Genomic DNA, 20552 nt, shown 5'->3' on the forward strand with positions numbered 1-20552 from the left:
CCAGGTGAGAGACTGGACGGATGAGCACCGGAGAAAACGACACGATCGCTGACGAGACCGTCGAAGCCCCCGTCGAGAACAGCTCGACCAACCGCAAGCAGCCCTTCCCGCAGGGCTTCCTCGACACCATCTCCACCGGCTGGGCCGAGCGTCCGGAGACGCTGCCCGCGCCGCGCGCCCAGGCTCCGTACGCCGAGCGCCGCCGCGCCGCCGTCTCGGCCGCGTTCCCCGGCAAGCGCCTCGTGATCCCCGCCGGCTCGCTCAAGCAGCGCAGCAACGACACCGACTACGTCTTCCGCGCGCACTCCGCCTTCGCGCACCTCACCGGCTGGGCCTCCGACGCGGAGCCGGACTCGGTGCTCGTCTTCGAGCCGACGTCCGACGGACACGACATCACCCTGTACTTCCGCGAGCGCGCCGACCGCACCACGACCGAGTTCTACGCCGACGCTACCGTCGGCGAGTTCTGGATCGGCCCGCGCCCGTCGCTGGCCGGCGTCGCCGCCGACCTGCAGGTGGCCACGGCGCACCTGCACGAGTTCACCCCGGTCGACGGCGAGCTCGTCCTCGACGAGGACGAGGCCCTCACGCGTTTCGTCTCCGAGCTGCGCCTCATCAAGGACGACTTCGAGATCGCCGAGATGCGCCGGGCCGTGGCGATCACGGCGCAGGGCTTCGACGACATCATCCGTGAGCTCCCGGCCGCGGTCGCGCACGCCCGGGGCGAGCGCGTCGTCGAGGGCGTCTTCCACCGCCGCGCCCGCGAGGACGGCAACGGCGAGGGCTACGACACGATCGCCGCGTCCGGGCCGCACGCGTGCTACCTGCACTGGACGCGCAACGACGGCACGGTCGTGCCGGGAGACCTCATCCTCGTCGACGCGGGCGTGGAGGCGGACAGCCTCTACACCGCTGACATCACCCGCACGCTGCCGGTGTCCGGGACGTTCACGGACGTGCAGCGCCGCGTCTACGAGACCGTGCGCGAGGCCGCCGACGCGGCTTTCGCGGCGGCGAAGGTCGGTGTCCGCTTCCGTGACGTGCACGCCGCGGCGATGGCCGTGATCGCCGAGCGCACCGCGGAGTGGGGCCTGCTCCCGGTCACCGCCGAGGAGGCCCTGGACGCGGACAAGGGCGGCCAGCACCGGCGCTACATGGTGCACGGCACGTCGCACCACCTCGGCATCGACGTGCACGACTGCGCGCAGGCGCGCCGCGAGATGTACTACGACGGCATCCTCACGCCGGGCATGGTCTTCACGATCGAGCCGGGGCTGTACTTCCAGATCGACGACCTCACGGTACCCGCCGAGCTGCGCGGCATCGGCGTCCGGATCGAGGACGACATCCTGATGACCGAGGACGGCCCGGTCAACCTCTCCGCGGACATCCCGCGCACGGCCGACGAGGTCGAAGCCTGGATGGCGCGACTGCAGGGCTGACGACGGGAGGGAGTGGGGCCGCGGCCGCGCTCCTCACCCCCGCAGCGTGCTGACGAAGGCGTCGACCACGGGCGCCAGGTCCGCGGCGACGTCCGCCGGCGGCCGCCGCCGGCCCTTCACCTCGAAGGAGTGGCCGCCACCCTCGACCCAGTGCACCCGCGCGTCGTGACAGGACGCGACGGCCTCCTCGAGCTGGGCGATCGGCTGGATGAACGGGTCCGCGGTGCCCTCCACGAAGAGCTGCGGGACGGTGATCGAGGGGAGATGGGCGATCCGCGGCTTGTCCGGACGCCCCGGCGGGTGGAGCGGGTAGCCGAGGTAGACGAGGCCGTCCACGACGAGCCCCTCTGCGACGGCCAGGGACGCCATGCGCCCGCCGTAGGACTTCCCGGTCGCCCACACGGCCGCATGCGGCGCCCGTGCACGGGCTTCGGCGACCGCGGCCTCCCACGTCGCGACCGCGTGGGCGGCGGGACCGGGCATGCGGCGCCCCTGCTCGGCGTACGGGAAGGAGAAACGCAGCGTCGAGTAGCCGAGTGCGGCGAGGGCCAGGTCGAAGCCGACGAGGAAGGGGTGATCCTTCCCCGCCCCGGCCCCGTGGGCGATCAGCACGACGTCATCGCGGGTGCCCGGCGTCCAGTCGGCGGATACCGGGGTCGCGCCGGCGGGCAGGGCGACCTCGATCCGGACGGCGGAGGGCACCGGGGTCACCGCACGGATCCGGGGGTGCCGGTCTCCGGGTCGGCGGGCCGCGGCGGAAGACCGGGCTCAGGAGCGGGAGCGGGCTCAGGAGCCGGGCCGGGCTCAGGAGCCGGTTCAGGGGCCGGAGCAGGCTCAGGGGCCGGGCCGGGCTCAGGAGCGGGTTCAGGAGCCGGAGCAGGAGCGCCCTGCGGGATCCGCTCGCCGTACTTCGGCGGCTCGTCCAGGTTCACCGGAGGACGCACGGGGGCGACCCGCTGCGCGCCGAGGACCTGCCGCGCCTTCGCCAGCGACCCGGGCTGCACGGTCACCTCGTAGTGATCCGCGGCGAACTGCGTCACACTCGCGAAGTCACGGCGGCGACGCACGATGGCGTAGGTGATGAGGCTCAGCAGCATGCCCACCGCGACGCCGATGAGGACGAAGCCGACGAACAGCTGGATCGGCACCTCGGGGTTGCCCAGGACGAGGATCGCCGACAGGAAGAGGCCGATGAGCACCCCGTTGATCGCGCCCGAGCGCGCGGCCGCGGCGTAGCCGAGCCGTCCGGTCACCCGCTCGACCGTCCGCACGCTCTGCCCGACGATCGCGATGTCGCGCGCAGGGACCTCTCCGGCGATCAGCTTCGACACCGCCTTCTGCGCGCTCTCGTAGTCGCGCATGGAGGCGACGATCTCACCGGTGTCCGTGCCGCTCGCGGGGCGATTCAGCATGCTCATCCGGCTATTCTTCCACGTCGTGCCTCGCGGCCGGCCGAGCGACCGCCCCGACAGCCGCCCCGGCACGCCGCGGGCTACGCTGGTCGGGTGAGCACACAACGGGTTTTCGCCGCGCGCCTGGCAGGGTGCGCCGTCTTCGATCCCGTCGGCGACCGGCTCGGCAAGGTCCGGGACGTCGTCGTCGTGTATCGAAGTACCGCGGCCCCGCGCGTGATCGGACTGGTCGTGGAGATCCCCGGCCGGCGCCATGTGTTCCTCTCGATCGGCCGGGTCACGTCGATCCGGTCCGGGCAGGTCATCACCACCGGCCTCATCAACGTGCGGCGCTTCTCTCCCCGCGCCGGCGAGGTGCGCGTCCTCGCCGAAATGCTGGGCCGGCGGGTGAGTCTGACCGACGGCAGCGGCACCGCGGTGATCGAGGACGTGGCGATCGAGCCGAACCGTCTCGGCGAGTGGGCGATCAGTCAGCTCTTCCTGCGCCGCCCGAAGACCGGCGCGTCGCCGTTCGCCAAGGGCCCGACGACGTTCGCGGCCTGGAGCGAGGTCACCGAGGAGCACGCACCGGGCGAGTCGCAGTCCGCCGAGCAGCTCGTCGCCTCGTACTCCGAGCTGCACGCCGCGGATCTCGCCAACACGCTCCTCGACCTCCCGCAGCAGCGGATGATCGAGGTCGCGGAGGAGCTCTCCGACGATCGCCTCGCCGACGCCCTCGAGGAGATGCCGGAGGACGAGCAGGTGCACATCCTCGACCGCCTCGGCGAGGAGCGCGCGGCCGACATCCTCGATCAGATGGAGCCGGACGACGCCGCCGACCTCCTCGCCCAGCTTCCGCCCACCCAGCTGGAGGAGCTGCTCCAGCGGATGGAGCCGGAGAAGGCGGAAGACGTGCGGATGCTGCTGCGCTACGGTCCCGACACGGCCGGCGGTCTGATGACCCCGGAGCCGATCATCCTGTCCGCCGACGCCACGGTCGCCGAGGCCCTGGCGCTCATCCGCCGCCACGAGCTGCACCCGGCCCTGGCGGCAGCGGTGTTCGTGACGCTCCCACCGTTCGAGACGCCGACCGGGCGGCTGCTCGGCCTCGTGCACTTCCAGCGGATGCTGCGCTATCCGCCGCACGAGCGGCTCGGCGCCATCCTCGACGACAGCCTCGAGCCGGTGCCCGTCACCGCCTCCGCCGCCGAGGTCGCCCGCATGCTCGCCAGCTACGACCTCGTCTCCCTGCCCGTGATCGACGCGGCCCACCGCCTCGTCGGCGCGATCAGCATCGACGACGTCCTCGACTACCTGTTGCCGGACGACTGGCGCACGCACGACAGCGACGACGTCGCCCCGCCCGTGACGGAGGCGCGCTGATGGCACGCAAGGAGCGGGCCGCCCGCCTCGACGCGCCAGGACGGACGAGCACCCGCCCCCGGTCGACCTCGCGCGACCGCTTCGGACGCTTCACGGAATGGGTCGCCCGTGCCATGGGCACGCCGGCGTTCCTCGTCATCCTCAGCCTCTTCTGCATCCTCTGGATCGGCTGGAACACGCTCATGCCCCGCGAGGTGCGCTTCGACGACGCCGCGCTGGGCTTCACCGCGCTCACCCTCATGCTGTCGCTGCAGGCCTCGTACGCCGCACCGCTGATCCTCCTCGCGCAGAACCGCCAGGACGACCGCGACCGCGTGCAGATCGAGCAGGACCGGCAGCGCGCCGAGCGCAACCTCGCCGACACCGAGTACCTCGCCCGCGAGATCGTCGCGCTGCGGATGTCGCTGGAGGAGCGCAACGCGCAGGTGGTCACCCGCGACGTGCTGCGGCAGGAGCTCCGTGCCCTGCTGGCCGAGCTGGGCGACGCCGAGGAGAAGCCCGCAGGCGGCACCGCCTCATGACCGCGGCCGAGAGCGTCAGAGCCGCGGTGGCGGCGGTGACCGACCCCGAGCTGCGGCGGCCGATCGGCGACCTCGACATGGTGCGCGACATCACGGTCGAAGACGGCGTGGCGCATGTGGGCATCGTGCTGACGATCGTGGGGTGCCCCGCCGCCGACCGCATCGAGCGCGACGTGCGCGGTGCCGCCGCCACGGTCCCCGGGGTCACGGGCGTCGAGGTCGAGGTGGGCGTGATGACCCCGGCCGAGCGCAAGGCCCTCACCGAACGGCTCCGCGCGGGTCGCCCCGCCCGGCACATGCCGTTCGGGCCCGATTCCCTCACCCGCGTGATCCTCGTCTCCAGCGGCAAGGGCGGCGTCGGGAAGTCGACGGTCACCGCGAACCTCGCCGTCGCCCTCGCCGATCAGGGCCTCGCCGTCGGCCTGGTGGATGCGGACGTGCACGGCTTCTCGATCCCCGGTCTGCTCGGCATCCCGGCCGGCACGCAGCCGACGCGCATCGACGACCTCATGCTGCCGCCGGTGGCCCACGGGGTGAAGACCATCTCGATCGGGATGTTCCTGCGCGACGGGGAGTCCGTCGTGGCCTGGCGCGGACCGATGCTGCACCGCACGGTCTCGCAGTTCCTCACCGACGTCTTCTTCGGCGATCTCGACGTCCTGCTCATCGACATGCCGCCCGGCACCGGGGACATCGCCATCTCGATCGGGCAGCTCCTCCCCCACGCCGAGGTGCTCGTGGTCACCACGCCGCAGGCGGCGGCCTCCGACGTGGCCATCCGCAGCGGACTCGTCGCCCGTCAGACCGGTCAGCGGGTGATCGGCGTGATCGAGAACATGTCCGCGTACACCCTCCCCGACGGCACCGTCATCGACCTGTTCGGTGCGGGCGGCGGAGCGGCGGTCGCGGAGGCCCTGTCCGCGCCCGACGCGCCGGTCCCCCTGCTCGCCTCCATCCCGCTCAGCCCGGCGCTCCGCCAGGGCGGCGACGAGGGCGTCCCGGTCGTCACCTCGGCGCCGGACGACGCCGCCGCGCAGGCGATCCGCACGATGGCCGCCGCCCTCGCCCGACGGGGCCGGGGCCTGTCCGGCCGCTCGCTGCCCATGTCGATCGGATGAGCACGCGTGGGAGGATGGACGGATGCCGCACCGCTCCGTGACCGTGGATGAGGGACTGCTGCGGAGGATGGCGCGCGACGCGGCCGTCTACGCGCTCACCCGTCCCGTCGCGATCGTGATGTGGGTCGCGCTGGCGGCGGGACTCGTCCTCTCCGTCTTCACCCTCAACGACCTCCTCTCCACGGGAGCCGAGGTCAGCGCGATCGTCGCCTGGATGCCCGTGGTCACGGTGGGACTGGGCGCCTACGCGGTGCTCCTGACCACCTCGAGCGCCCGGCGCGCCGTGCGGGCCGCGATGCCGGTGGAGAGCGTCGTGTGGGTCGCACTCGAAGAGGATCGGCTGCAGCTGGGAAGCGATCGTCGTCGTTCCGAGATCCCCTACGCCACGTTCCAGAGTCTCCGCGTCGGACGGGACGCCGTGATCTTCAAGGTGCGCGACGCCTCCGTCGCCACCGCCATCCCGCGCTCGCTCTTCAGCGACGAGGAGCTGGCGACCCTGCGGACGCGGATCTCCTGACCGGACGGCTCAGGTCGCCTCGCTGTCGAACGGCGGGCGGTCCTCCGCGCTGAAGGTCGGCGGCGCGGTGCGCGGGGCCACCGGCTCGGCGATCGTCGCCGTCGCCTGCGCGGGGGTCGCAGGCTCCGGCTCCTCGAGGAGCGCGTCGCGGATGATGCGCCGGGGGTCGTACTGCCGCGGGTCGAGCTTGCGCCAGTCCACATCGTCGAGTTCCGGTCCCATCTCCTCGCGCACACGGGACTTCGTGTCGCGGATGTACTCGCCGGCCCTGCGCACGATGCTCGCGAAGGCCTCCGCGGCACGCGGCAGACGCTCGGGGCCGATGATCAGCACCGCGATCAGGCCGATGAGCAGCAGCTTCTCGAAGGTGAGGCCGAACGTCATGTGACCAGGCTACCGCCGCGCCTGCGGGCTCTGCGCGCGGTGAGCGAATACCCTGGACACATCAGCCATGCACGCAGGGAGAGGCAGGTCATGAGCGAGCACGACGCCAACGCGCGCTTCCTTCGCGAGTCCATCGTCGAGCCGGAGACCATCGCCCGCGCTCGCGCCCACGCCGTGGAGCTGGGAGCGGCCCCGATCAGCGCGGTCGTCGGCTCGCAGATCGCCGTGCTCGCCGCCGCCGGAACGGCGCGCTCCATCGTCGAGATCGGCACCGGCGCCGGCGTCTCCGGACTCTGGCTGCTGCGCGGGGCCCCGAACGCGGTGCTGACCTCGATCGACAACGAGCCCGAGCACCTCGCCGCCGCCCGTCAGGCGTTCGCGGACGCGAAGGTGCCCGCCACCCGCGCGCGGTTCATCGCCGGCCGCGCGATCGACGTGCTCCCCCGCATGAACGAGGCGTCGTACGACATCGTCCTCGTCGACGCCGACCCCGAGAACGTCATCGAGTACGTCTCGCACGGTCTCCGCCTCGCCCGCACCGGCGGCCTGGTGCTCGTGCCGCGCATCCTCGCCGGGGGCCGGGTGGCCGACCCTGTCCAGCGCGACGACGTCACCTCCGCCTACCGATCGCTCGTCCAGGAGACGCAGGAATCCTCGGCGGTGCTGGCCACGGTCTCGCCCGCGGGCGAGGGCCTGCTGCAGCTGATCCGCCTCGACGACCGGGCCTGACCGGGTCCGCCGACGCGAAGAGGGCGAGGGATCCGCGGATCCCTCGCCCTCTTCGCGTCGCGCTGCAGCGGACCAGGTACGATCAGGCCGGGGCCACGACGGCACCGAGCACGTCGTGAAGCTCCTTGGCCTCGGCGTCGTTCACGGAGACGACCAGGCGGCCTCCTCCTTCGAGCGGAACACGCACGATGATGAGTCGTCCCTCTTTCACGGCCTCCATGGGTCCGTCTCCGGTCCTCGGCTTCATCGCTGCCATCGTGGCTCCCTTTCCTCCGGTGGTATGGGACGAGTTTATCGGGTGCGACCGCGCCGTGGACGTCACGGGACACAATCCGCTCCCCGGCGTCGTCAGGGCACCTGCCAGAACGTGCTGCCGAGGGCATACACGTGATAGATCCACACCCACTGGCCGACCAGGCACAGCGCCAGCACGCCCAGCCGCCACGCTCGTGAGCGCGGTACCGCCACCGCTCCCCACGCCGGGCTGAGCGGCAGCAGCAGGCGGAACGTGCTCGACTGCGGGAAGAACACCGCGAGCAGGTAGAGCAGGTAGCTCGCGCTCCAGAGACGGAGGTCGGGGCCGAGAGCGCGCACCTGCGGGGACAGCAGCAGCGCGGCGGCCGCCGCGACCACGAGCACGATGAGCGCGACCGGCCCCCAGCCGGCTGGCAGGCCCCACAGCTCGAACCAGAACTGCGATGCCTGCACCCAGCCCTCGAAGGGCACGAACCCCTCGACGCCCCCGGTGATCCAGTGCCGGCGCCAGGCGAGCTCGGTGGCGAGGTAGGCGCCGGGGTCCCCGGTCACGACACCGGCGATCACCTGCCACGCGAACCCGGTCGCCGTCGCCAGTGCGCCGAGGGCGACGATGTGCACGACCTCCCTGCCCCCGAGCGGATCCGTGCGACGGTGCGTCCAGCGGAGGATCCCGTGCAGACCGAGGTACAGGGCGAAGGCGAGCACTCCGGGGCGGGTGAATCCCAGCACCGGGATGAGCACGTACAGCCAGGCGTAGTTCCGGCGGATCGTCGCGTCCAGCGCGAGGAAGAGCAGCAGCAGGAAGAGCGTCTCCGCGTAGCCGACCTGGAACAGGGCGCCCAGGGGGCCGGCGGCGAAGAAGACGACGGCCCACAGCGCCGCCGCGTTCCCGATGCGGTCGCGGAGCAGACGATGCAGGGCGAGACAGGCCAGATAGCCGGCGACGAGCGCGAGCACGAGCGCTCCGGCGCCCCAGGAGCCGAACAGGAAGCCCAGCGCCTTCGCGGCGTACGCGAACACGGGCATGAAGGCCCACGCGTTCTCGGCCACCTCCCCCTCGTCGGTCAGCGGGAGGTCGGCGGGATAGCCGTGCACCGCCACCTGCCAGTACCACTGGGCATCCCATCCGAGGACGAAGTCCACGAGCCCGGCGTCGCCGCCGAAGCGCGAGAACACCGTGGACAGGGAGGCCGCGGCGATGAGGAATCCGGTCGTCACGACCCGTGCGAGGACGTAGATGATGCCGATGCGCAGAGCCAGCGGCATCCGCGCCCAGCGCCGTGCGAGCGTCAGTGCGACGTGAGCCATGCGCGCAGACCCCGCTCGACGGCGTCGATCTGGGCGAGCGGCACACGCTCCTCGTCGTGATGGGCGAGATGCGGGTCACCGGGCCCGTAGTTCACGGCCGGGATGCCGAGGGCCGAGAAGCGCGCCACGTCGGTCCATCCGTACTTCGGCTGCGGCTCCGCGCCGACCGCCGCGACGAACCGGCGCGCGATGTCGGCGTCCAGCCCGGGGCGGGCGCCCTCGGCGGCATCCGTGATCTCGACGTCGAAGCCGGCGAGGACCGCCCGGACGTGGGCCTCGGCGTCGGCCGCGGACTTGTTCGGCGCGAAGCGGTAGTTGACCTCGACCTCGCAGGCGTCCGGGATGACGTTCCCGGCGACCCCACCCGCGATGCGGACCGCGCTGAGCCCCTCCCGATAGAGCAGGCCCTCCACCAGCACCTCCCGGGCCCGGTACTCGGACAGCCGGGTGAGGATGGGCGCCGCGCGATGGATCGCGTTCTCGCCGATCCAGGCCCTGGCGCTGTGCGCGCGGACGCCCGTGGTCCGCACGATCGCCCGCAGCGTGCCGTTGCACCCGCCTTCGACCTGGCCGTTCGACGGCTCCCCGAGGATGGCGAAATCGGCCTGGAACAGGTCAGGACGCGCTGCGGCGAGAAGCCCGAGGCCGTTCAGGGAGGCCGCGACCTCCTCGTTGTCGTACCACATCCAGGTCACGTCGATCGCGGGGTCGGTGAGCTCGGCGGCGAGCTTGAGCTGCACCGCGACCCCGGCTTTCATGTCGACGGTGCCGCGACCCCACAGATACGGCACGCCGTCGATCTCGATGTCGCGCGTGGGCAGATTGTCGTTGAGGGGCACGGTATCGATGTGCCCGGCGATCGCGACGCGCTGCGCCCGACCGAGATCCGTGCGGGCGACGACCGTGTTGCCGTGCCGGATGACCTCCAGGTGCGGCAGACCGGACACGGCCTCCTCGATCAGGTCGGCCAGTGTCTTCTCGTCGCCGGAGACACTCGGGACGTCGCAGATCGCGCGGGTGATGTCGGCGGAGGACGCGGTCAGATCGAGCACCATGCCCCCAGCCTACTGATGCCCGTCATGCGGGACGGGACACCGTCGCCGGCGCGATACCGTGGAGGCATGAGCGACGCACGATCTGTCTGGGGACTCGGCCTGACGACCACCGCGAGCGACGGCACGGTCCTCGACGCGTGGTACCCGGAGGTCCGCTCGTCCGCGCCGTCCGAGACCGAGGTCGCCGCCGCGCGCACCGCGCTCGACGCACAGACCGGTCAGGACGAGCGCCGCGACGTCACCCTCGCGGTGGTCGAGCTCACGATCGATCTGGACGCCGCCCCGGTCTCCACCGCGGACGCCTATCTGCGTCTGCACGCGCTGTCGCACCTGCTCGTGCGGCCGAACGCCCTCAACCTCGACGGCATCTTCGGTCACCTGCCGAACGTCGCCTGGACCAATGCCGGCCCGCTGCTCCCCGCCGATGCCGCGCGCCTGCGTCCGCAGCTCCAGCGCGCCGGGATCCAGATCCAGGGCCTGGACAAGTTCCCTCGTCTCACCGACTACGTGCAGCCCGCCGGGGTGCGCATCGCCGACGCCTCGCGCGTGCGGCTCGGCGCCCACCTCGCCCCCGGCACCACGGTCATGCACGAGGGCTTCGTCAACTTCAACGCCGGCACCCTCGGCGCCTCGATGGTCGAGGGGCGCATCTCGCAGGGCGTGGTGGTCGGCGACGGCAGCGACATCGGCGGCGGCGCCTCGATCATGGGCACCCTCTCCGGCGGCGGGTCGCACCGCGTGTCGATCGGCGCCCGCACGCTTCTCGGCGCGAACGCCGGCATCGGCATCTCCCTCGGCGACGACTGCGTCGTGGAGGCCGGGCTCTACGTCACCGCCGGGACGAAGATCGTGCTCGCCGACGGTCCCGCGACGGCCGACGGCGGACGGAAGACCGTCAAGGGCGCCGACCTCTCCGGCCAGGACGGCCTCCTCTTCCGTCGCAACTCCCTCACGGGTGCCGTCGAGGCGGTCCGCCGGGCCGGCGTCGGCGTCACGCTCAACGAGGCGCTCCACGCCTGACAGCCCGCCTGCAGCCTTCGACCGGTCTCCGCTGGTAGACTGGCTCCGTTGCCCGCGCCGCCGGCCGGTCAGCATCGTCGTCGTCTAGGGGTCTCCGAGGACCGAAGCGAGCGCCCGCGCTCCCCTCTCCAGCCCGAACTGGCCATTCGCACGGCGAACGGACGCGCACTCGCTGCGTCTTCGCCCACCTCACCCCACTATCCCGCGCCGTTCTCGTGCGCTGACGGAGTTCTCTGCATGCCTTCCTTCCTCGATCTCGGCGTTCCCGCCGAGCTCGCCACCGTTCTCGCCGCCTCCGGAAAGACCGAGGCGTTCGCGATCCAGCGCGACACCCTGCCCGACTCGCTCGCCGGCCGTGACCTCCTCGGTCGCGGACGCACGGGCAGCGGCAAGACCATCGCCTTCGCGCTCCCCCTCGTCGCCCGCCTGGCGGCCTCCGGCCACAAGCGCCGTTCCGGCCTTCCCCGCGGCCTCGTGCTCGCCCCCACCCGCGAGCTCGCCACCCAGATCGCCGCGACCGTCGCCCCGCTCGCGGAGGCCGTCGGCCTTCGGGTCACCACCGTGTTCGGCGGCGTCAGCCAGCGTCCGCAGGAGCAGGCGCTGCAGGGCGGCGTCGACATCGTCGTCGCCTGCCCCGGCCGTCTGGAAGACCTCATGAAGCAGCAGGTCGTGCGTCTCAGCGCGATCGAGGTCACCGTGCTCGACGAGGCGGACCACATGGCCGATCTGGGCTTCCTCCCCGGCGTCACCCGCATCCTCTCGGCGACGCCCGCCGACGGTCAGCGCCTGCTCTTCAGCGCCACGCTGGACCGCGGCATCGACACCCTCGCCCGCCGGTTCCTCACGAACGCCGTCAGCCACGAGGTCGACGAGGCAAGCGTGCCCGTCGGCGAGATGACCCACCGGGTGCTCGTCGTCGACTCCCCCGAGAACAAGACCGTGCTGGTGCGCGATCTCGCCTCGGGCACCGGCCGTCGCATCCTCTTCACGCGCACCAAGCACCAGGCGAAGAAGCTCGCCAAGCAGCTCACCGCCGCCGGGATCCCCGCCGTCGACCTGCACGGCAACCTGTCCCAGAACGCACGCGAGCGCAACCTCGGCGCCTTCTCCACCGACCCGGCCGACGGGGGCGTCCGCGTCCTCGTCGCGACCGATGTCGCGGCCCGCGGTGTGCACGTGGACAACGTCGACCTCGTCGTCCACGTCGATCCGCCCGTCGAGCACAAGGCCTACCTGCACCGCTCGGGCCGCACGGCTCGCGCCGGCGCCGCCGGCACGGTCGTCACCGTGGTCCTGCCCGAGCAGCGCCGTGATGTGAAGGATCTCCTGCGCAAGGCCGCCATCACCGCACCCCTGGAGAACCTCACCGCCGACGCCGTCACCGAGCTCGTCCCCGAGCGGGCTCCGCACGTGCGCCCCGCTCCCCCGCAGCCGCAGCAGCAGCGCTCTGCGAAGCAGCGGCCCGCGGGCGGCGAGAAGAGCACCGCGACCACCCCGCCCTCCCGCCGTCGTCGCCGTCCGCGCTCTGCCGGCCAGGGCGCGCCGGGTGCGCAGCGCCAGGGCGGCCAGGGCCGCCAGGGCGCGCTCGGCGGCCAGGGACGCTGATCCCGGCTCGCGCCTGACGATGACGAAGGCCCCCTCGCACTCCGGTGCGAGGGGGCCTTCGTCGTCTGCGGCGCCGCGCTCAGCGCGTCGGGAAGGCGCGCTCCGGCGACCCGGTGTAGAGCTGCTGCGGACGGCCGATCTTCGTCTGCGGGTCGAGCTGGAGCTCGCGCCACTGGGCGAGCCAGCCGGGCAGGCGGCCGATCGCGAAGAGGACCGTGAACATCCGCGTGGGGAAGCCCATCGCCTTGTAGATCACGCCCGTGTAGAAGTCGACGTTCGGATACAGGCGACGCTCACGGAAGTAGTCGTCCGCGAGGGCGATCTCCTCGAGCTCCTTCGCGAGGTCCAGGAGCGGGTCGGTGACGCCGAGCGAGCTCAGCACCTCGTCCGCGGCCTCCTTGACGAGCTTGGCGCGCGGGTCGTAGTTCTTGTACACCCGGTGCCCGAAGCCCATGAGCTTCACGCCCTCTTCCTTGTTCTTCACCCGCTCGACGAACCGGGAGACGCTCTGTCCCGAGTCGCGGATCTGGCCGAGCATCGTGAGGACGGCCTCGTTCGCACCACCGTGCAGCGGACCCGAGAGGGCCTGGATGCCGGCCGAGACGGAGGCGAACTGGTTGGCTCCCGTGGAGCCGACGAGGCGGACGGTGGAGGTCGAGGCGTTCTGCTCGTGGTCCTCGTGCAGGATGAGCAGCAGTTCGAGGGCCTTCACCATGGTCGGGTTGATCTCGTACGGCTCGGAGTTCACGCCGAAGTTCAGCTTGAGGAAGTTCTCCACGAAGCCGAGCGAGTTGTCCGGGTAGAGGAACGCCTGGCCGACGCTCTTCTTGTGCGCGTAGGCGGCGATGACCGGCAGCTTGGCGAGCATGCGGATGGTGTTCAGCTCGACGTGCTCGGGGTTGTGCGGGTCGGTCTGCCCCTCGTAGTACGTCGACAGGGCGGCGACGGCGGAGGAGAGCACCGACATGGGGTGCGCGGTGTGCGGCAGCGCGGAGAAGAAGCGCTTGAGGTCTTCGTGCAGCAGCGTGTGCCGACGGATCTTCTCGTCGAACTCGGCCAGCTCTCCGGCGGACGGGAGCTCTCCGTAGATGAGCAGCCACGCGACCTCGAGGTAGCTGGTGCTGCCGGCGAGCTGCTCGATCGGGTAGCCGCGGTAGCGCAGGATGCCCTTGTCGCCGTCGATGAAGGTGATGTCCGACTTCGTGGAGGCGGTGTTGACGAAGCCGTAGTCGAGCCCGGTGTAGCCGGTCTGACGGGTCAGCGTCGAGAAGTCGATGCTGTCGTGACCCGCGGTACCGCGCACCAGGGGGAATTCGGCGGTGGTGTCGCCGATCGTCAGCTTCGCCGTCTGGTCTGCCGCAGCGCTCACGCGGACCTCCTCATTCTGTCTGATCGCCCCGGCATCGCGGGCGTCAGCAAGTTCTTGATCAAGCCGGAACTGGCGATATCTCTGGCGCCGAGCGCCGGGCCGGGTGCCGACCGAATCGCCTTTACAGCCTAGTCGTCACGCAGGCCTACTGTGACAACCGCCAAAGGGATGGCTGCAACAGGGAGGGATCCTACAGATCCGCGCCGCGCAGGCGTCGCGCCGCTTCCGCGACGCGGTCGGTCGGCGCCGTCAGCGACAGCCGCACGTGCGCAGGCGACGAGGCGCCGTAGAAGTGCCCGGGGCCCGCGAGGATCCCGAGGTCCGCGAGGCGCGCCATCGACTCCCAGGCGTCGCGCCCCTCGGTCGCCCAGAGGTACAGCCCGGCCTGGGAGCCGTCGATGCGGAAGCCGGCAGCCTCGACGGCGGGCAGCAGCAGCGCCCGCCGCTCACGGTAGAGCTCCTTCTGCGCCGCGACGTGTGCGTCGTCACCGAGGGCGACGATCATCGCCTGCTGCACCGGCGCGGGCGGCATGAGGCCGAGGTGCTTGCGCGCGGCGAGGAGCTCGCCGACCACGCGGGCGCAGCCGGCGACGAAGGCCGCCCGATAACCCGCGAGGTTGGACTGCTTGCTCAGCGAGTACACGCTGAGGAGATTCGCCCGCGTGCCGCCGGTCACCCGGGGGTCGAGCACCGACGGGATCGCGTCGTCCGCCCAGGGGCCGTCCCAGCCGAGCTCGGCGTAGCACTCGTCGCTGGCCAGCACGGCGCCCAGTTCCCGCGCCCGCTGCACCGCCGCGGCGAGCTCGTCGACCGTCCAGGTGCGGCCGTCGGGATTGCCCGGGGTGTTGATCCAGATGAGCTTGGCGCCCTCCGGCCACTCCGCCGGGTCGTCGACCGCGAGGGGCGTCGCCCCTGCCACCCGCGCGCCGACCTCATACGTCGGGTAGGCGACGCGAGGATGCACCACGATATCGCCGGTGCCGAGCCCCAGCAGCGTGGGCAGGAGCGCGACGAGCTCCTTGGAGCCGATCGTCGGCAGCACGTTGTCGACCCGGAGGTCCGGGACGCCGCGGCGGCGGGCGTACCAGTCGACGATGGCCTCCCGGAGCGCGGGGGTGCCGACGGTCTGCGGGTAGGCGTGGGCGTCGGTCGCCGCGGCGAGGGCCCGACGGATGATCTCCGGGGTGGGGTCGACCGGCGAGCCGACGGAGAGGTCGACGAGACCGCCCGGGTGCCGGGCGGCGCGCTCACGATACGGGACCACGGCGTCCCACGGGTAGTCGGCGAGGTCGCGGACGCTCACGGAGCGCGCCTACTCGCCCTGCGGCGGGAGCGCGGCGATGATCGGGTGGTCGAACGGGTAGACGCCGACCTTGGCGGCGCCGCCGGGCGAGCCGATCTCGTCGAAGAACTCGACGTTGGCCTTGTAGTAGTCCTGCCACTCGTCGGGCAGGTCGTCCTCGTAGTAGATCGCCTCGACCGGGCACACCGGCTCGCACGCTCCGCAGTCCACGCACTCGTCGGGGTGGATGTAGAGCGACCGTTCGCCCTCGTAGATGCAGTCAACGGGGCACTCGTCGATGCAGGCGCGATCCTTGACATCGACGCACGGGAGGGCGATCACATACGTCACCCCCTCAGTCTACGACCCGTGGACCGCGGGTTCCTCCGAGGACGGCGTGGCGGGGCGGACCGGCTGCCGGGAGAACGACGGCCACGCGATGACCAGCAGCACGATGCCGGCGGCGAGATACGTCCAGATGCGCCCGGCGAGGGTGTCCTGCACGACGACGGAGCCGCCGGGGCCGACGCCCGAGATGAGCACGATCATGCCCAGCATCCCCAGACCGGCGGCAACGGCCGCTCCCCGGTCGTGGGTGAGCGCCCGCACGGCGATGAGGATCGCGGCGCAGGCGATGGCGGCGACGATGAGGCCGATCGGGATCGGCCCCCACATGACGCTGTGTGCGATGGTCCCGGCCACGCCGTAGACCCCACCCACCAGGGCAGCAGCTACCCAGGACAGCACCCTCGACAACCACTTCCCGCGCACCCCCCGATCCTACCCGGGCGCTGTCCGGCGGAACGACGTGTCAGGCGGCCAGACCGAACAGCCGCAGCAGCGCGGCGACGAGGGCGGCGGCGGCCACCACCACGAGGAACGACTGCCGCAGCCAGAGGAGTCCCGCGGCGACGAGCAGGGCGGGGACACGCGCGTCGACGGTGATGGCCTGCCCGTCGCCGAGCGACTGCACCGCGACGAGGGCGGCGAGCAGCGCGACGGTGAGGAGATCGGAGATACGGGCGGGGCGCGGCGCTTCGAGCACCTTCGGCGGCACGAGATAGCCCACGGCCTTCAGGGCGAGGCAGATCAGGGCCGCGAGGAGGATGGCGCTCCAGAGGGTCATGCGGTCCCCTCCCCTTCGCCGGCGCCTGCGGGTCGCGGCGTTCCGAGCCAGTTGAACCATCCGACGACGATCGCGACGAGAGCGGCGACGAGCACCGGGAGTCCGGGCAGGAGGAACGGGGTGAGGGCGGCCGCGATCACGGCGGCCGCGATCCCGACGGCGACCGCCTGCCGTTGACGCAGACGCGGCCACAGCAGGGCGAGGAACGCCGCGGCCGCCGCGGCGTCCAGCCCCCAGGCCTTCGGGTCGCCGAGCACGTCGCCGACCAGCGCACCGACGAGCGTGGTGAGGTTCCAGCCGAGGAAGATGCCGACACCCGTGACCCAGAATCCCACCCGGCGCAGGCGCGGATCGTCCTGCGCGATCGCCACGGCGGTGGACTCGTCGATCGTGAAGTGCGCGGCGAGCGCTCGTCGTACCGGTCCTCCGCCGACGACCGGCGACATGCGCATCCCGTAGGCGACGTTGCGCACCCCGAGCAGGGCGGCGGACGCGATCGCCGAGGGCAGGGCGGCCAGTCCGCCGGCGGTGAAGACTCCCACGAAGGCGAACTGCGATCCCCCGGTGAACATCAGGAGACTGAGCACGCATGTCTGCCACACGTCGAGGCCCGCGGCCACGGCGAGCGCGCCGAAGGAGATCCCGTAGGCGCTCGTCGCGAGCACGACGCCGAGCGCCTCGCGCCACACCTCGCGCTCGGCGGTCATCGGGGTCCGCTCCGCCACGACGTTCGCTTCACTGAACACACGATCATCATTCTGAACATGCCTGGATGCATAGTCAAGCGAACGATCGTTTGCCATGATGAACGCATGGACGATCTCCGCACCCGCATCGCCCGCACGCTCCGCCGCGAGCGCGAGGCGGCGAACCTGTCCGTCTCCGAGCTCGCCCGGCGGGCCGGCATCTCCAAGGCGACGGTCTCCCAGCTCGAGAGCGGTGCCGGCAACCCGAGCGTCGAGACGCTGTGGGCGCTGGGCGTCGCGCTCGGCGTGCCCTTCGCGGTGCTCGTCGACCAGCAGGCCAACGCCCCCACCCTCATCCGCGCCGACGACCTCGCGGGGGTGCCCTCCTCTGCCGCCGCCTACAGCGCCACCCTCCTCTCCGCGAGCCCTCCGGGCGCCCGGCGCGACGTGTACCTCATCCAGGCGGAGCCCGGCGACCCCCGACGCTCGGACCCCCACCATGCGGGCACGATCGAGCACGTGATCCTCATCGCCGGACAGGCGCGGGTCGGCCCGCCCGAGGATGCCGTGGTGCTGAACCCGGGCGACTACCTGACGTATGCCGGCGACGCGGCGCACGTGTTCGAGGCCATCGCGCCCGGGACGAGCGCCGTGCTCATCTCCGAGCTGCGCTGAGGATCACTCCCCCGGCCCGGCCGGCGAGGGGTCCGGGATCTCGTGCGGACGGTAGTTCGGCAGGCGCGACGCCGGCAGGATCGCGAGCGCGCTCACCGCGGCGAGGATCAGCAGGCCGAGCTTGAGGGTGCGCAGGCGCGACTCCTCGTTCACGGCGACCGCGGCGTCGACCTGTTCCGGCGTCGCGTCCGTGGTCTCCAGGACCGCACGCAGTTCGTCGTTGCTGACGAAGTTCACCTCGTTCAGGTCGACCTGCGACACCAGCGACGGCGGCAGTTCCGGATGCTCCACGACCGCGCGTCCGACGTTGAGCGCGAGCAGCGAGACCAGCAGCGCCCCGGCGAGCGCCGTCCCGACCGCGGAGGCGAGATTCTGCGTGGTGCCGCGCAACGATCCCACGTCGCCGGCGAGCTCGGGCGGCGCCGCGGTCACGAGCACGTTGAAGACCAGGGTGACGAGCGCGCCCTGGCCGATGCCGAACACGATGAGGCCGGCGATGGTCGGCACGGTCTCCCAGTTGTTCGTCACCACGACGGACAGCCAGACGAGCGCCGCCGTCGTGAGGATGAACCCGAAGACGCCGATCGTGCGCGGCGGGTAGCGCGTGTAGAACCGCACGACGAGCGTCGCCGTGACGAACACCGTGAGGTTGAACGGCATCATCGCGAGGGCGGTGTCGAAGGGCGTCCGCCCCTGGACGATCTGGATGTACAGCGGCACCGTGAAGTTCACGCAGGCTTCCAGCGCCACGACGATGAACATGGCGTACACCGCGGCGCGCTCCCGGGACGACCCCAGCACGCTCAGATCGATCAGCGGCACCTTGCCCTCCGCCATCCGCCGCCGCGTCCACAGGAAGAACCCCTGGCCCAGCATGATCCCCAGCACGATGAAGAGGGGTGCCGGGGAGAGCCCGAAGACCGAGAACGGGGCGGACGGCGCCGCCGCGAGCGCTCCCCAGCTGTTCAGGTTGTTGAATCCGAGGGTCAGCAGCACGATCGCGGCGCCGATGAGGAGGGCCGCGACGAGATCGATGCGGATCGCCGCATCGCCGCGATCGCCGCGCAGCGTGAAGCTCAGCGCGAAGACCGCGACGGCGATCGCCAGCACGATGACGAAGAGCGGACGCCACCCGACGAGCGTCCCGAGCGTCCCTCCGATGAGGAAGGCGCTGACGCCGGAGATCGCGCGTGCCGAGCCGATCGCGCCGATGGCCGTGGCCTGCTGCGGGCCCCGGTAGTTCTCGGCGATCAGAGCCACGATCGAGGGGACGATGATCGCCGCGGCCGCTCCCGCCGCGGCCTGCCCGGCGATGGCCCACCAAACGGTCGGGGCGAGGAGCATCATCACGGCCGACCCCGCGAAGAGCGCGACGACGACGCGGAAGATCAGCACCCAGCCGACGCGCTGCCCGAGCTTGGCCCCGGTCATCACGAGCGCCGCGACGGCGAGGCCGTACATCACGATCGTCGTGCTCGCGACGGTCGGCGGGACGCCGAAGTCGCTCACCATGCCGCCGAGCGAGATCGGCAGCGCTGCGACGTTGAAGGACATGAGCACCTGTGCGAGGAACAGGCTGACCATCGGCAGCCAGGACGTCTTCGCGGGGGCGGGGGCCGTGCGGGTCATGAGCGCTCTCCTTCCGAGGCTGACGAGACACGCGCCTCGCCGGCATGCGCGGGCGCGGGCGCGGAGGCGAAGAGGTTCAGCCCCAGCGACCGCGACAGGTGGCCGATCGCCATCTGCGACCGGATCGAGTTGCCCGCCTCGTCCAGCCGGGGCGAGAAGCCGGCGACGGCGCCCTTGCCGGGAGAGACGGCGACGAGGCCGCCCGAGACGCCCGACTTGGCCGGAAGGCCGATCTCGAACAGCCAGTCCCCTGACCGCTCGTACAGCCCACTCGCCGCGACGACGGCGAGCGTGTCACGGCAGACGTCCGCGGAGACCACCCGCTCTCCCGTCACGGGGTTGACCCCGCCGTCGGCGAGCGTGGCCCCCATGACGGCGAGGTCGTGCGCGGTCACGCTGAGCGCGCACTGACGGGTGTAGACGTCGACGATCTCGTCCGGATCGCCGGCCAGTCGTCCGTAGCTGCGCAGCAGCCATCCGAGCGCGCGGTTGCGCTCGTTCGACCCGGCCTCGGAGGCGTAGACCTCGCCGTCCAGGCTCAGCGGTCGTCCGGCGAACGCGGACAGCCCCTCGCGGACGCGCTCCCACTGCTCCACCGCCGTGGCGCCGGGCATCAGCGCCGTGGTCGCGATCGCCCCGGCGTTGACCATCGGGTTGCGCGGATGCCCGTCGTTGAGCTCCAGCGCCACCACCGAGTTGAAGGCGAGGCCGGTGTTGTTGACGCCCACGATCTCGCGGACCCGCTCGTGGCCGTGCTCCTGGATCGCCAGCGCGTAGACGAACATCTTCGAGATCGACTGGATGGAGAACGCGTGCAGCGCGTCTCCGGCGTCGTGGATGCCGCCGCCCACCTCGATCACCGCGAGCCCGAACAGCTCCGGATCGACCGCGGCGAGGACGGGGATGTAGTCCGCCACCTCCCCGGACACCTCGTCCGCGTACCGGGCGTGCGCCTCCCGCACGAGCTCGTCCACCCGCTCCCATCCGGGAAGCGTGCCCGTGGAGACCTCCTGCGGGACGTCGAGCCAGACGGTGGGGTCGAGCACCATTCCTC

The 20552-nt window shown here is 71.8% G+C and carries 23 protein-coding genes; 9 read left to right on the forward strand and 14 right to left on the reverse strand.

Translation table 11 applies throughout. From position 1 onward, the window contains the following. The first annotated feature begins 20 nt into the window (after positions 1-20). A complete protein-coding gene (locus B7W94_RS11335) occupies positions 21-1442 on the forward strand; it encodes an aminopeptidase P family protein (RefSeq protein WP_025102967.1) in 1422 nt (473 codons plus the stop codon). Positions 1443-1475: 33 nt separating this feature from the next. Here the strand turns inward: B7W94_RS11335 and B7W94_RS11340 are convergent, their stop codons facing one another. Together B7W94_RS11340 and B7W94_RS11345 are read right to left on the reverse strand one after the other, a co-directional pair. After that, positions 1476-2153 carry an alpha/beta hydrolase family protein gene (locus B7W94_RS11340; protein ID WP_240183552.1) on the reverse strand — a complete coding sequence of 226 codons (678 nt, stop codon included), beginning with the start codon at positions 2151-2153 and terminating at the stop codon, positions 1476-1478. After that, a complete protein-coding gene (locus tag B7W94_RS11345) occupies positions 2150-2860 on the reverse strand; it encodes a general stress protein (RefSeq protein WP_025102965.1) in 711 nt (236 codons plus the stop codon). Before B7W94_RS11345 ends, B7W94_RS11340 begins: the two co-directional genes overlap by 4 nt. An 87-nt stretch (positions 2861-2947) precedes the next feature. Here B7W94_RS11345 and B7W94_RS11350 point away from each other — a divergent pair, with 87 nt between their 5' ends. Genes B7W94_RS11350 through B7W94_RS11365 form a run of 4 tightly spaced genes read left to right on the forward strand, consistent with a single transcriptional unit; the run spans position 2948 to position 6372 of the window. Continuing rightward, complete coding sequence (locus B7W94_RS11350) at positions 2948-4216, forward strand: magnesium transporter MgtE N-terminal domain-containing protein (RefSeq protein ID WP_025102964.1); 1269 nt, start codon at positions 2948-2950, stop codon at positions 4214-4216. Next, a complete protein-coding gene (locus tag B7W94_RS11355; RefSeq protein WP_025102963.1) occupies positions 4216-4737 on the forward strand; it encodes a DUF1003 domain-containing protein in 522 nt (173 codons plus the stop codon). The genes B7W94_RS11350 and B7W94_RS11355 overlap by 1 nt, the downstream gene beginning before the upstream one ends. Further along, the gene (locus B7W94_RS11360) at positions 4734-5855 is read left to right on the forward strand and encodes an Mrp/NBP35 family ATP-binding protein (protein ID WP_062766417.1); all 1122 of its coding nucleotides are present in this window, start codon (positions 4734-4736) and stop codon (positions 5853-5855) included. Before B7W94_RS11355 ends, B7W94_RS11360 begins: the two co-directional genes overlap by 4 nt. A gap of 22 nt (positions 5856-5877) precedes the next feature. Next, positions 5878-6372 carry a YcxB family protein gene (locus B7W94_RS11365; protein WP_025102961.1) on the forward strand — a complete coding sequence of 165 codons (495 nt, stop codon included), beginning with the start codon at positions 5878-5880 and terminating at the stop codon, positions 6370-6372. A gap of 9 nt (positions 6373-6381) precedes the next feature. Here the strand turns inward: B7W94_RS11365 and B7W94_RS11370 are convergent, their stop codons facing one another. After that, positions 6382-6756 carry a twin-arginine translocase TatA/TatE family subunit gene (locus tag B7W94_RS11370; RefSeq protein WP_025102960.1) on the reverse strand — a complete coding sequence of 125 codons (375 nt, stop codon included), beginning with the start codon at positions 6754-6756 and terminating at the stop codon, positions 6382-6384. Between the two features lie 90 nt (positions 6757-6846). On the opposite strand from B7W94_RS11370, the gene B7W94_RS11375 reads away from it, so the two are divergent. After that, positions 6847-7485, forward strand: a complete 639-nt coding sequence (locus tag B7W94_RS11375) for an O-methyltransferase (RefSeq protein WP_025102959.1) — start codon at positions 6847-6849, stop codon at positions 7483-7485. Between the two features lie 82 nt (positions 7486-7567). Here B7W94_RS11375 and B7W94_RS11380 read toward each other — a convergent pair whose 3' ends face one another. From B7W94_RS11380 to dapE, 3 genes are all read right to left on the reverse strand, one after another. Further along, on the reverse strand, positions 7568-7741 hold the full coding sequence (locus tag B7W94_RS11380) for a DUF3117 domain-containing protein (protein ID WP_071328210.1): 174 nt from the start codon (positions 7739-7741) through the stop codon (positions 7568-7570). Between the two features lie 92 nt (positions 7742-7833). Further along, positions 7834-9051: a hypothetical protein gene (locus B7W94_RS11385; RefSeq protein ID WP_025102958.1), complete on the reverse strand. Its 1218-nt coding sequence runs from the start codon at positions 9049-9051 to the stop codon at positions 7834-7836. Continuing rightward, the gene (gene dapE / locus B7W94_RS11390) at positions 9033-10106 is read right to left on the reverse strand and encodes a succinyl-diaminopimelate desuccinylase (protein WP_025102957.1); all 1074 of its coding nucleotides are present in this window, start codon (positions 10104-10106) and stop codon (positions 9033-9035) included. Before dapE ends, B7W94_RS11385 begins: the two co-directional genes overlap by 19 nt. A 66-nt stretch (positions 10107-10172) precedes the next feature. On the opposite strand from dapE, the gene dapD reads away from it, so the two are divergent. Continuing rightward, positions 10173-11126 (forward strand): 2,3,4,5-tetrahydropyridine-2,6-dicarboxylate N-succinyltransferase, encoded by a 954-nt coding sequence (dapD, locus tag B7W94_RS11395; RefSeq protein ID WP_025102956.1) that lies wholly within the window; start codon positions 10173-10175, stop codon positions 11124-11126. A gap of 237 nt (positions 11127-11363) precedes the next feature. Then, a complete protein-coding gene (locus tag B7W94_RS11400) occupies positions 11364-12731 on the forward strand; it encodes a DEAD/DEAH box helicase (RefSeq protein ID WP_085606571.1) in 1368 nt (455 codons plus the stop codon). Positions 12732-12810: 79 nt separating this feature from the next. Here the strand turns inward: B7W94_RS11400 and B7W94_RS11405 are convergent, their stop codons facing one another. The 6 genes from B7W94_RS11405 to B7W94_RS11430 form a co-directional block, all read right to left on the reverse strand. Beyond that, positions 12811-14100, reverse strand: coding sequence for a citrate synthase (locus B7W94_RS11405; protein ID WP_025102954.1), 1290 nt, complete (start codon positions 14098-14100; stop codon positions 12811-12813). A 190-nt stretch (positions 14101-14290) separates the two neighbouring features. Beyond that, positions 14291-15403, reverse strand: a complete 1113-nt coding sequence (gene dapC / locus B7W94_RS11410) for a succinyldiaminopimelate transaminase (RefSeq protein WP_085606572.1) — start codon at positions 15401-15403, stop codon at positions 14291-14293. 9 nt (positions 15404-15412) lie between these two features. Beyond that, the gene (gene fdxA, locus B7W94_RS11415) at positions 15413-15733 is read right to left on the reverse strand and encodes a ferredoxin (protein WP_017203330.1); all 321 of its coding nucleotides are present in this window, start codon (positions 15731-15733) and stop codon (positions 15413-15415) included. Positions 15734-15742: 9 nt separating this feature from the next. Then, on the reverse strand, positions 15743-16153 hold the full coding sequence (locus B7W94_RS11420) for a histidinol dehydrogenase (protein WP_253247433.1): 411 nt from the start codon (positions 16151-16153) through the stop codon (positions 15743-15745). Positions 16154-16193: 40 nt separating this feature from the next. Further along, on the reverse strand, positions 16194-16508 hold the full coding sequence (locus tag B7W94_RS11425) for an AzlD domain-containing protein (protein WP_025102951.1): 315 nt from the start codon (positions 16506-16508) through the stop codon (positions 16194-16196). Further along, positions 16505-17215 (reverse strand): AzlC family ABC transporter permease, encoded by a 711-nt coding sequence (locus B7W94_RS11430; RefSeq protein WP_085606884.1) that lies wholly within the window; start codon positions 17213-17215, stop codon positions 16505-16507. Before B7W94_RS11430 ends, B7W94_RS11425 begins: the two co-directional genes overlap by 4 nt. Before the next feature lie 105 nt (positions 17216-17320). On the opposite strand from B7W94_RS11430, the gene B7W94_RS11435 reads away from it, so the two are divergent. Next, positions 17321-17869, forward strand: coding sequence for a helix-turn-helix domain-containing protein (locus tag B7W94_RS11435; RefSeq protein WP_025102949.1), 549 nt, complete (start codon positions 17321-17323; stop codon positions 17867-17869). A 3-nt stretch (positions 17870-17872) separates the two neighbouring features. On the opposite strand, the gene B7W94_RS11440 is transcribed toward B7W94_RS11435, so the two are convergent. Both B7W94_RS11440 and glsA read right to left on the reverse strand, forming a co-directional pair. After that, positions 17873-19498 carry an MFS transporter gene (locus B7W94_RS11440; RefSeq protein WP_085606576.1) on the reverse strand — a complete coding sequence of 542 codons (1626 nt, stop codon included), beginning with the start codon at positions 19496-19498 and terminating at the stop codon, positions 17873-17875. Next, positions 19495-20547 (reverse strand): glutaminase A, encoded by a 1053-nt coding sequence (gene glsA, locus B7W94_RS11445; protein ID WP_126894002.1) that lies wholly within the window; start codon positions 20545-20547, stop codon positions 19495-19497. The genes B7W94_RS11440 and glsA overlap by 4 nt, the downstream gene beginning before the upstream one ends. Between the last annotated feature and the right edge of the window lie 5 nt (positions 20548-20552).

The sequence above is a fragment of the Microbacterium sp. LEMMJ01 genome (assembly GCF_002114135.1).
Taxonomy (GTDB): domain Bacteria; phylum Actinomycetota; class Actinomycetes; order Actinomycetales; family Microbacteriaceae; genus Microbacterium.